Consider the following 11,777-nt stretch of genomic DNA (forward strand, 5'->3'; position numbering starts at 1 on the left):
GCCTGATATTTTCATTGGTGCTATCTTACTCTATATTAATTACATTTAAGGTGTTCAGATTGATTTTCTCACTTGGTATCCCTCGGCTAGTTGCATTATCTTCTATTGTGCTATTTTCTGTTTTATCTATTCCGATTCATGCCGCTGATGATAAATACTATTCTGAAAATGACGATAAAATTTCCAACAAAGGTTACTGGGGTAAACAGCGTGGACATCTTGGCGGTGAAGAGCAGCGAAAGCCAAAACCTGTTGTAGAAGAGCCAGAAGAACCTGCATTTGAACCCTTTCTATTTCCTGAACCTCTTTATTCTAATATTAGCTTTGGCTTACAGTTACACAGTAACTATGAAGACTATGATAGACATGGTACTTCTTTAGCTAATAATCCTGGTATAGATTACGTTGTCGATAATGTTTTTACCGATGATCTCGTTTGGCAAGCAAATGTAGATTACAAAAATGATGATGTGTTAATTTCTAACGGCATTGGTGTATTACCTGAAGATAGCCTTATCGGTGTGGGTGTTAACGCATTTTGGGACGTAGAATTAAACTCGGGAAATCATCGTTTATCGGTGGGTGCTAAATATGATGATCCGAATTATATCTTCAATCTGTCATCGAATATTTATTTTCCATTATCAGGTAAAGGCAGTGAAGATGACTTAGTTAACAGTATGGATATTCGTGCTGAAGGGGCAATTACTCCCACTTTACAATTCCATAGTTCGTTTGAATACTTTTTTGGTGATGATATTCAAGTGACTGAGGATTATGACCCAACGAATAATAGTAATAAATTGACTGCGGGGCTTGATTACACGCCAATCCCATTATTACAATTTGGTGTTGAAGCGACAAAAGTGAAAGATCATGAAGTTGGCTATGGTGTCTACCTTTACTTCAATTATGATCCGTGGCGTCCATTTAATGAACAGCTCGAACTTATTTTAGATAGTGATTTTTCTATGCATCAAATGATTCCATTCTCGCGTTCTAAAGTACTTCCGCGTACTGGAAACTAGTGTAAAGTACCCGTCATCGTTATACGCGCAGATAAAGTGTGGGGAACACAGTGACAAATAAAAATGACGGGTTTAGCTTCAAGCAATTTCATGTTTCACATGCTGATTGTGCGATGAAAGTCGGCACTGATGGTATTTTACTCGGTGGCTGGACTAAGGTAAACATGCCATCATCAGTGCCATTGAAAGCACTTGATATTGGCACTGGTTCGGGCCTTATCAGCTTGATGTTAGCCCAACGTTGCGAAGGCAATATACAAGCAGTCGCAATTGATATCGATGAGTCTGCATGTCAGCAAGCTAAACGCAATGTAGATAACTCACCATGGCCTTCATTAATTACAGTTAAACATGTTGCGTTGCAGGCTTTCACTCAGGAATATAAAGTAGAAGCTGCTAAATTTGATCTTATTGTTTCTAACCCTCCTTATTTTGTTCACGGCCAATATTTTGCTGATGACGCCCGTAAAACGGCGAGACATACAGGCAGTTTAACCCACCAAGAATTGGTTAGTTGTGCGCTAGAGTTATTAGCACCTAATGGTCGTATTGCGCTTGTATTGCCTTATGATTCAGGTTGTGAACTTGTTACTTATTGCCAACAATTGGGTAATTTACAAATAAGTTGCCTAAATATAAAAACCACGCCTACAAAGCCTTACAAACGCATGCTAATGAGTATCAGTCGTGGTAATTCTACACTGGAAGAACAGTCGCTTACTGTTCATAATCCCGACGGTAGCTACTCGAATGATTATCAATTAATCACTAAAGATTTTTATTTAAACATGTAGTTTCATTATATCTAGGTCGGATTTACGCTTGCACTTAATTACCAGATTGTTAGTATCAATCATTAACGGGTGAGTGGCTAATACAAAATTCTTCAAAAGAATATAATTATAATACTTTGTGCTACACCGGCTGGGGGAGTTGATTTCTCCATGCTTACTTCACGGAAGAAGTTGATAAATGAACACACAACAATATCTAAGCAGAGAGTATATTAATGACTATAAAGTTAAAAACAGCTGATGTTTTAGCCATCGGTTTTATGACATTTGCCTTCTTTTTGGGCGCTGGTAATATCATTTTTCCACCTTTAGCAGGTAACCTTGCTGGGCAATCATTTATGCCTGCAATGTTTGGTTTCCTTGTCACTGCTGTAGGTTTGCCACTGATTACGATAATTGCAGTCGCGAAAGCGGGTGGTGGTTTAATTACCATGACACGTTTTTTACCTGCAATGGCTGCAACTGCAATTGCTGTGGCGATTTATGTCATTATAGGTCCTGCGTTTGCAGCGCCAAGAACGAGCCTTGTTGCTTATGAGATGGGTATTAAACCTTTCCTAGGTGATGCGGCTAATGATACAACATTAGCGTTGTATTCTATTACGTTCTTCATTATCACTGCTTACTTCTCACTGAGCCAAGGTAAGTTAATTGATAATATCGGTAAGATTTTAACTCCGGCATTAATTGCATTATTAACTGTTTTAGCTATTGCGGTATTTATCATGCCACAAGGTGAGATCGGTCTTGCACGTGAAGCGTATATCGAGAGCCCATTTACTAAAGGTTTCCTTGAAGGTTATAACACCATGGATACGTTTGCGTCGTTAATGTTTGGTATGTTGATTATCAACGTACTTAAAAGCAAAGGCGTAACGGATAAAGAAGGTCAATTTAAGTATTTAGTGATGGCTGGTTCTATCGCTGCTGCTGGTCTTGCATTTGTTTATATTTCACTGTTCTATTTAGGTGCGACGAGCCAATCTCTTATTGCCGTTGGTGCTGACGTTAATGGTGCTATGATCTTAGCAACTTATGTTCAAGCGTTATTTGGTATGCCTGGTCAATACATTCTGGCTGCAGTAGTGACATTAGCGTGTTTAACTACGGCTGTAGGCCTAGCAAGTGCGGTTGCAGAGTTCTTCCACGAATTAAAGCCACAATGGTCATACAAAATGTTAGTTATCATTAACTGCATCGTGTGCGCGATTGTTGCGAATGTTGGTTTATCACAACTGATCAGTATTTCTGTACCGGTATTATTTGCTGTATATCCACTTGCGATTGCGATTGTTGCGCTTATCTTATTGCAAGAGCGTTTCCCTAATCCACAGTTTGCATTCCGTTTAGTGATGGTTGTTGCATTCATGTTTGGTGTATTAGATGGCATGAAGGTAGCAGGCTTGGCAATGAGCGGTTTTGAATTTTTACCACTATTTGATCAAGGTTTAGCTTGGGTATTACCTACAACTCTTGCTATCATAGTGTCGATTTTTGTAATGCGCCCACAAACAAGTGTGAATACAGCGACTGCAAAATAGTTTGAACATATGCTCTAAATGAGATTTGGTTAGGCTAATTAAAAATCCGTTCCTGAGAGAGCGGATTTTTTATGATTTTTTTTTGGTGCTTACGTTTAGTCGCACTATAATGAGGTGGTTTGATGGGTAATGAACTGTGGTTAGCATTAGCGATTGTATTTATCATCGAAGGTATAATGCCGATGTTGGTACCTAAACAGTGGCAGCAAATGCTTACTATCATTAGCCAACAACCTGCTGACAAAGTACGTAAATATGCTGGTTGCTTAGTTGTAACTGGCACCATATTATTGTTTATGTTGTAATTTTTTTGTACAGCAGAACAAATTTTTGTACAGCAGAACAATAAGTAAAGTTATATTTTCCGATTTTAATGAGATTGATATCAAATTTTTTAAACATTTTGATTTAAATTTTGCTAGAATCCTCTTTTAACCAACAACCGCGACGGTATCATGGGAAAGAATGTAGTTATTCTCGGCACTCAATGGGGTGACGAAGGTAAAGGTAAAGTAGTTGATCTACTAACTGACAGAGCTAAATATGTTGTGCGCTACCAAGGTGGTCACAATGCTGGTCATACACTAGTAATCAATGGTGAAAAAACAGTTCTTCACTTAATTCCATCTGGTATTTTACGTTCAAACGTAAAATGTATCATTGGTAATGGTGTAGTTCTAGCGCCAGATGCGTTAATGACTGAAGTTAAAATGCTTGAAGAGCGTGGTATTCCTGCTCGTGAGCGTATGCTTATCAGTGAAGCGTGTCCGCTAATCCTACCGTATCATGTATCTTTAGATGCTGCTCGTGAAAAAGCACGTGGCAAAAAAGCTATTGGTACAACTGGTCGTGGTATCGGTCCAGCTTACGAAGATAAAGTAGCGCGTCGTGGTTTACGTGTTGGCGATCTATTCAACATGGAACAATTTGCTGTTAAATTGAAAGAAGTAATGGAATACCATAACTTCCAACTACAGCATTACTATAATGAACCTGAAGTAAGCTACGAAGATGTTCTAGCACAGATGCACGAAGTTGCACCTATCCTACTAGACATGATCGTAGACGTAACTTCACTTCTTGATGATGCACGTCGCCGCGGTGATGACATCATGTTTGAAGGTGCTCAAGGTACATTACTAGATATCGATCACGGTACTTACCCGTATGTAACATCATCAAACACAACTGCAGGTGGCGTTGCTACTGGTAGTGGTTTTGGTCCATGTCACATCGATTATGTTCTTGGTATTACTAAAGCTTACACTACACGTGTTGGTTCTGGTCCATTCCCAACTGAACTTGACGATGAAATCGGTAACCACCTAGGTACTAAAGGCCATGAGTTTGGCGCAACTACAGGACGTGAACGTCGTTGTGGTTGGTTTGACGCAGTTGCAATGAAACGTGCAATCCAGTTAAACAGCATCACAGGTTTCTGCTTAACTAAACTAGACGTACTAGACGGTTTAGAAACGTTGAAAATCTGTACTGGCTACATGCAACAAGACGGTTCAATCCTTGACGTGCCACCTATGGCTGCTGACGGTTATGAACTTGTTGAACCTGTATACGAAGAAATGCCTGGTTGGAGCGACGTAACATACGGTGCTACTTCTCTAGAGCAACTTCCAGAAGCTGCAATCGCTTACATCAAGCGCATTGAAGAAATTACGGGCGTGCCAATTCATATCGTATCAACTGGCCCAGATCGTAACGAAACAATGGTATTAGTTAACCCATACGACGTATAAGTCTGTCTGGTTAAACTGATAAATAAAAGGTCGCTGTTGCGGCCTTTTTTATACCTGAATTTATTAACGTTAGCGGCATGATGATTTAGTTATTTTTATGAGCTAATGATTTTACGGTCGGATAAGTTTAGTTTTTTGAATTTTAGATACAAAAAAGCCGCATGATAATTCATGCGGCTTTTTAGTATCTAAACTGATTACTTCCAGATTAACTTTGTTTCTTCGCGTTAATAATGGGTGTGTTAATTATTTCTGTTTGCTGCAATATAGGCCAATGAGATAAGCGCTTGCTTGTATTCTGATTCAGGTAGTACAGCAATTGATTTAACGGCTAATTCAGCTTCTTGTTGTGCTTTATCAAAGCAATAGTTAAGAGAACCGTTACGCTCAAGAATAGCCAGAATTTCATCAAGGTTATCCATGCCATTCATTTTTTCGATAGCTTCTCGTATCATCAATGCTTCTTGCTCAGTACCATTTTGCATTGCATGAATAAGCGGTAATGTTGGTTTGCCTTCTGCAAGGTCGTCACCGACATTTTTACCCATTTCTTGTGCATCGGCAGTGTAGTCCATCACATCATCGATAAGTTGGAATGCAGCACCTAAATGTACACCATAATCAATCATCGCTTGTTCGATGTCTGCTGGCTGATCTGAGATAACCGCTGCAAGCTGAGTCGCCGCTTCAAATAGCTTGGCTGTTTTGTAGTAGATGACATCCATATAACGTTTTTCGTCAGTGTCTGCGTCATTACAATTCATTAGTTGTAATACTTCACCTTCAGCAATCACATTGGTTGCATCAGATAAAATATCGATAATTCTACTGTTTTGAAGTTTCGCCATCATTTGGAAAGAGCGAGAGTATAGGAAGTCACCAACTAATACACTTGCGGCATTGCCAAATGCAGCATTCGCAGTTTCACGACCACGACGCATATCTGATTCATCAACGACGTCATCATGCAGTAATGTAGAAGTATGAATAAATTCGATGATAGCAGCTACATCAACATGCTGTTGCCCCTGATAACCTAATGCGCGAGCACTTAACGTTGCGATTAGTGGACGAATGCGCTTACCGCCACCATTTACAATGTAATAACCCACTTGATTTACGAGGGCAACATCCGATTGCAGTCGATCTAAAATGAGTTCATTGACAGCGTCCATATCTTGTTTCGATAACGCTTGAATGGCTTTTATGTCCATGTGTAATAAGTTCCGTGCTTTTATAGTTGTATGACGACTTTAAACACTATCAATACTTATATAGAACCGTAACTCTATTTTGGTAGTGTCTGGTAAGGTAAAATCCTCGTCAAATTTATGTCGTAATTGTACACTAAATTATAATTGCCGAAAGGATTAAGCGACAGGGATGCACTAGTTTCTAGCTTATTTATATTTATTTTGAAAATGCGCTTGCCTAACCGGGAAGTTTTGAGTAGAATTCGCGCCATTGTTATAAATTATTATGACGTGTCGCTGCCTAAGGCAAGTTGGACACGGATCGGAGTCAGAAAACATGTACGCTGTTTTCCTTAGCGGTGGTAAACAACACCGTGTTGCTGAAGGTCAAACTCTTCGTCTAGAACTTCTAGACGTTGAAGCTGGTTCAAGCATCGAATTTAACGAAGTATTAATGGTAGCTAACGGCGAGAATATCGAAGTTGGCGCACCTTACCTTGAAGGTAAGAAAATCACTGCTGAAGTGGTATCTCATGGTCGTGCGGACAAGGTTAAAATCCTTAAGTTCCGTCGTCGTAAGCACTCTCGTAAACAGATGGGTCACCGTCAATGGTTTACAGAAGTTAAGATTACTAAAATCGCTTAATTAGGAGTACTAAAAGATGGCACATAAAAAAGCTGGTGGTAGTACCAACAACGGTCGTGATTCAGAAAGTAAACGCTTAGGTGTTAAGCGCTTTGGTGGTGAATCAGTTCTTGCGGGTAACATTCTAGTTCGTCAACGTGGTACTAAATTCCACGCTGGTACAAACGTAGGTTGTGGTCGTGACCACACTCTATTCGCTAAAGCTAGCGGTAAAGTGCAGTTCGAAGTTAAAGGACCACAAAACCGTAAGTTCATTAGCATTGTAGCTGAATAATTTCAGTACAAACTAAGAATTTTAAAACCCCGCCTATATGGCGGGGTTTTTTTATTGCTAAAATTAATATTAGTAATAAAAGATAATAAAATAGTAAACATTGAGAGAGATTATTGGCCCATACAAGCTGGTTAAGCTTGCTTAGTCATTAGACTCCATTAAAAGTTGATAGTTGCACGGATTAATTAATTCACCTGATGGTGAGTATGACATCTGTGTTTGATTAGTTAATCCGTGCAACTAACTGCATTCCTAATTTGTAGGAGCGATAGCGAAATGAAATTTGTAGATGAAACCCGAATCAAAGTTGAAGCCGGTGATGGCGGCAGTGGTTGTGTAAGCTTCCGCCGTGAAAAATATGTTGCTCGTGGCGGCCCTGATGGTGGTGACGGCGGCGATGGCGGTCATGTATATATGATTGCAGATGAAAACTTAAATACGCTAGTCGATTTTCGTTTTGTCCGCTTCCATAAAGCTGAACGTGGTGAGAATGGTCGTCCAAAAGATCAAACTGGTGCTCGTGGTGAAGATATCACTTTACGTGTTCCTGTTGGTACGCGTGTAGCAGATGACGATACTGGTGAAGTTATTGCCGATCTTGTTATGCACGGTCAACGTAAAATGGTTGCTAAAGCTGGTTTCCACGGCCTTGGTAACACACGTTTTAAAAGTAGTGTAAACCGCGCGCCTCGTCAAAAGACGCTAGGTACGCCAGGTGAAGTTCGTAACTTACGTTTAGAACTAATGCTACTTGCTGATGTTGGTTTATTAGGTTTACCAAATGCTGGTAAGTCTACTTTTATTCGTGCAATTTCTGCTGCGAAACCAAAAGTAGCAAACTATCCGTTTACAACATTAGTACCTAACCTAGGTGTAGTAAGTGCAAGTCCAGAGCGTAGCTTTGTAGTTGCCGATATTCCAGGTCTTATTGAAGGTGCTTCTGATGGTGCTGGCCTAGGTATCCGTTTCCTACGTCACTTAGAACGTTGTCGTTTAATGGTTCACATTGTTGACCTATTACCTGAGAACATGAGTGATCCAGTAGACAACGCAAAAGTTATTGTTAGCGAATTGGAAAAATACAGCACTAAACTTGCTGCTAAAACATGTTGGTTAGTATTTAACAAAACCGATCTTGTATTAGATGACGAAGCTGAAGAAACAATTAAAAACGTTGTGGAAGCGATTAATTGGGAAGGCGAAGTTCATACAATGTCTGCTTCAAGTGGCATTGGCACGAAAGATCTTGTTCGCGCAATGATGGAACAAATTGAATCTATGCCTCGTCCGAAAATCGAAATGCCTGTGGAAGATGATGGCGATGTTGGTTTCTTATGGGATGAATACCATAAAGATCAAATTGCAAATCACGCAGTTATCGAAGACGGCGATGATGATGATGACTGGGATGATTGGGACGAAGAAGATGACGGCCACGTTATCTATGCTCGTGACTAATCATACTAAGACATTGATCTTATAAGATTTTACATTGAAAATACCAGCCTAGCGCTGGTATTTTTTTAACTAAAATTATACTTTTAGGCACTTGCTACACTAAATGCTCTGAAATCATGGTTTTACCTAATAAGATTAGAGTTTTTTGACAAAAAACTTCCAATTTAGCTTCAATTAGCAGATAATCCGGCCCGTTCATAATATGAACCAAGCAGGTAATGATTACCTATTATTTTAAATCCGGTTATTTAGTAATTGTCAGCTTAGAACTTACCACTTTTCCGCTACGCGACAGCCATTTACTAAAAGCCAGTCATCTTAGTTTGTATCTATCAGTTGCATGAAAGAGCAATAAGTACAAACAGCCGCTGTTTACAGTGAGTAAGATGAACAAAGCCAAAAGTGAGTACCTTAATGAATTCTGCAAGTCAGTCTACCCCTGCATCAACGAACACTTCTGCTTTTGCGACTTTAATGGAAAAGTTGTTTAAGCTAAAAGCACATAACACCACGATCAAAACAGAAGTAATGGCAGGTTTAACGACTTTCGTTACCATGGCTTATATCCTATTTGTTAACCCTGACATCATGTCTATTGCTGGCATGGATTACCAAGCGGTATTCGTTGCTACTGCACTAAGTGCTGCGATTGGCTGTATCTTTATGGGTTTATACGCGAACTGGCCTGTAGGTCTAGCACCGGGTATGGGTCTAAACGCATTTTTCACGTTTGCCGTTGTAAAAGGCATGGAATACACTTGGGAAGTTGCATTAGGTGCAGTATTCATTTCAAGTATTGTATTTGTATTAATGAGTGTGACTAAATTACGTGGTTGGATCATCGACAGTATTCCAAGCAGCTTACGTTATGCAATGACTGCAGGTGTTGGTCTGTTCTTAGGTATCATCGGTCTTAAAGCGGCGGGTATCATCACTGCAAGCCCAGCTACGTTGGTAACACTAGGCAATTTCCATGACCCTAAAGTTATCTTAGGTGCACTAAGTTTCTTAATTATCGCTATTTTAGCAACACGTAAAGTGTTCGGTGCGGTATTAATCGGTATTGTTATTACAACTGCAATCAGTGCGGTAATGGGACTAGTTAGTCTACCTGAGCAAGTAGTATCACTACCAACTGGCTTATCAAAAACATTCATGCAAATGGATGTGATGGGTGCGTTAGACGTATCTATGGTGAGTATCATCCTAGCATTCCTATTTGTTAACATGTTTGATACGGCTGGCACCATGATTGGTGTTGCTGAAAAAGCAGAAATGTATAACAAAGACGGCAAAATTGAAAACCTAAACAAAGCATTAACTGCGGACAGTGTTGCAAGTGTTGCAGGTGCAGTAATTGGTTGCCCACCAGTAACAACCTACATTGAAAGTAACGCGGGTATTGCTGAAGGTGGTCGTACTGGTTTAACAGCTGTTGTTGTTGGCCTACTATTCTTAGCGGCAATGTTCTTTGCACCGATTGCTCAGATTGTACCAAGCTACGCAACTGCGGGCGCGTTAATCTATGTTGCTTTCTTAATGGTTGGTAGCCTGCATAAAGTTAACTGGGATGAGTTCACTGACTACGTTCCTGCTGCAATCACAGCAATCATGATGCCGTTAACGTACTCTATTGCTGATGGTATCATCTTAGGTTTCCTATCATTCGCTATCATTAAACATGCTACTGGTCGTTCTGCTGACGTATCTCTAGGTATGAATGTACTTGCTATCGTGTTTATTGCAAAACTAGCGTTTATCTAATTTGAACCTATATCTCTGCTGTTGGTAATACCTTTGCCAACAGTACGATGATACTGTCAATATGATAGCGCTAATGTAATAGAAGCGTTGATATGAAAAAATGCCAGCTGATTACGCGCCATTCGCCTGTATGACGCTGGCATTTTTTGATCTTGCCCCTAGGATCTTAAGTGTTACACTTTCAGATACTTCAAATAATTATAAGCGAGGCATAATGCCAAAATTAGAATCTCAATGTTGCCCTGAACCGCAATGTAGTGCAGAGCTACCCGCGTTAGATGATAAGCACATTGCTTCACTGGCGCATTTGTTTCACTTATTAGGCGATGAAGGACGTATACGTTTAGTGCTTGCTTGTATGGGCGGGCCTGTCGCGGTATCAGATCTATCTGCGGCAACGGGTATGTCACAATCGCTTACCAGCCACCATTTACGCCACCTACGTGAAGCGCGTATTTTACGTTCGGAGCGTCAAGGTAAACAGATATTATACCGACTTGATGATCACCATATTCGTCATGTTGTGCACGATCTTGCCTGTCACGTTACTGAGCATTAAAAATTACCTAAACCTAATCTAATAGACCTAATTTTAAAGAGTGAATCATGCGACATTTGTTTATCGAATTTTTAACACAACTTGGTAGCGCTGATCGTGCGCATGATATCGATCATATTGAACGTGTTGTTGCGACAGCAAGACAGCTTGGCAAAAGAGAAGGGGCTGAACTAGCGGTATTAGAACCCGCAGCTTGGCTACATGATTGTGTTTCTGTTGCCAAAGACCATCCGCAACGTAAGCAGGCATCTTTATTAGCCGCAGATCGCGCTGTTGAGTTCTTACAAGAGATTAATTATCCCTCGCAATATCTTAGCGCAATTCATCATGCCATCGTCGCACACAGCTTTAGCGCCAATATAAGACCTGAAAGCCTTGAGGCTAAAATATTGCAAGACGCTGATCGTATGGATGCGCTGGGCGCGATTGGTATTGCCCGCTGTATTTTAGTTGGTGGCAAGCTTAATCGGCAGTTGTATAGCAGCATTGATCCATTGTGTGTTGATCGTGAACCGAATGATGATGTGTATACTCTTGATCACTTCTTCACTAAGTTGCTTACATTGGGCGAGAGTATGCAAACACAGGCAGCAAAGGCAGAAGCACAACGACGCAGTATCTATATGCGCGATTTCTTAGTGCAGTTGCAGTCAGAATTATTGACGCAAGAGTAGGGTATTAACACCTAAATATATAGTTTAACAACATGACCGCTAACTCATTTTTCGTGAAGGATAACGAATGGGTTAGCTTTTTTTTGTAAAGA

At 40.2% G+C, this 11,777-nt stretch carries 12 protein-coding genes; 11 read left to right on the top strand and 1 reads right to left on the bottom strand.

Translation table 11 applies throughout. The annotated features are described in order from the left end of the window. The first annotated feature begins 59 nt into the window (after nucleotides 1–59). The 5 genes from HWV00_RS02815 (at nucleotide 60) to HWV00_RS02835 (ending at nucleotide 5,117) form a co-directional block, all read left to right on the top strand. Nucleotides 60–1,028: an inverse autotransporter beta domain-containing protein gene (locus tag HWV00_RS02815; protein WP_255554880.1), complete on the top strand. Its 969-nt coding sequence runs from the start codon at nucleotides 60–62 to the stop codon at nucleotides 1,026–1,028. 50 nt (nucleotides 1,029–1,078) lie between these two features. Next, nucleotides 1,079–1,822: a tRNA1(Val) (adenine(37)-N6)-methyltransferase gene (locus HWV00_RS02820; protein WP_211684604.1), complete on the top strand. Its 744-nt coding sequence runs from the start codon at nucleotides 1,079–1,081 to the stop codon at nucleotides 1,820–1,822. Between the two features lie 215 nt (nucleotides 1,823–2,037). Next, nucleotides 2,038–3,363, top strand: a complete 1,326-nt coding sequence (gene brnQ / locus HWV00_RS02825; RefSeq protein WP_211684605.1) for a branched-chain amino acid transport system II carrier protein — start codon at nucleotides 2,038–2,040, stop codon at nucleotides 3,361–3,363. 122 nt (nucleotides 3,364–3,485) lie between these two features. Then, entirely contained in the window at nucleotides 3,486–3,668 is a 183-nt protein-coding gene (locus HWV00_RS02830) for a DUF2065 family protein (protein WP_211684606.1), read from the top strand. A 150-nt stretch (nucleotides 3,669–3,818) separates the two neighbouring features. Beyond that, a complete protein-coding gene (locus tag HWV00_RS02835) occupies nucleotides 3,819–5,117 on the top strand; it encodes an adenylosuccinate synthase (RefSeq protein WP_211684607.1) in 1,299 nt (432 codons plus the stop codon). 242 nt (nucleotides 5,118–5,359) lie between these two features. Here the strand turns inward: HWV00_RS02835 and ispB are convergent, their stop codons facing one another. Further along, nucleotides 5,360–6,331: an octaprenyl diphosphate synthase gene (ispB, locus tag HWV00_RS02840; RefSeq protein WP_211684608.1), complete on the bottom strand. Its 972-nt coding sequence runs from the start codon at nucleotides 6,329–6,331 to the stop codon at nucleotides 5,360–5,362. A 316-nt stretch (nucleotides 6,332–6,647) separates the two neighbouring features. Here ispB and rplU point away from each other — a divergent pair, with 316 nt between their 5' ends. The 6 genes from rplU to HWV00_RS02870 all read left to right on the top strand — a co-directional run bounded on the left by rplU (nucleotide 6,648) and on the right by HWV00_RS02870 (nucleotide 11,685). Further along, nucleotides 6,648–6,956 (top strand): 50S ribosomal protein L21, encoded by a 309-nt coding sequence (gene rplU, locus HWV00_RS02845; RefSeq protein WP_006034531.1) that lies wholly within the window; start codon nucleotides 6,648–6,650, stop codon nucleotides 6,954–6,956. 16 nt (nucleotides 6,957–6,972) lie between these two features. Then, nucleotides 6,973–7,230 carry a 50S ribosomal protein L27 gene (rpmA, locus tag HWV00_RS02850; RefSeq protein ID WP_019441736.1) on the top strand — a complete coding sequence of 86 codons (258 nt, stop codon included), beginning with the start codon at nucleotides 6,973–6,975 and terminating at the stop codon, nucleotides 7,228–7,230. A 276-nt stretch (nucleotides 7,231–7,506) separates the two neighbouring features. After that, nucleotides 7,507–8,688 (top strand): Obg family GTPase CgtA, encoded by a 1,182-nt coding sequence (gene cgtA, locus HWV00_RS02855; RefSeq protein ID WP_211684609.1) that lies wholly within the window; start codon nucleotides 7,507–7,509, stop codon nucleotides 8,686–8,688. 414 nt (nucleotides 8,689–9,102) lie between these two features. Next, nucleotides 9,103–10,452, top strand: a complete 1,350-nt coding sequence (locus HWV00_RS02860; RefSeq protein ID WP_211684610.1) for an NCS2 family permease — start codon at nucleotides 9,103–9,105, stop codon at nucleotides 10,450–10,452. A gap of 214 nt (nucleotides 10,453–10,666) precedes the next feature. After that, nucleotides 10,667–11,011, top strand: coding sequence for a helix-turn-helix transcriptional regulator (locus HWV00_RS02865; protein WP_211684611.1), 345 nt, complete (start codon nucleotides 10,667–10,669; stop codon nucleotides 11,009–11,011). A 47-nt stretch (nucleotides 11,012–11,058) separates the two neighbouring features. Continuing rightward, on the top strand, nucleotides 11,059–11,685 hold the full coding sequence (locus tag HWV00_RS02870; protein WP_211684612.1) for an HD domain-containing protein: 627 nt from the start codon (nucleotides 11,059–11,061) through the stop codon (nucleotides 11,683–11,685). The last annotated feature ends 92 nt before the right edge of the window (nucleotides 11,686–11,777 follow it).

The sequence above is a fragment of the Moritella sp. 24 genome (genome assembly GCF_018219155.1).
GTDB lineage: Bacteria > Pseudomonadota > Gammaproteobacteria > Enterobacterales > Moritellaceae > Moritella.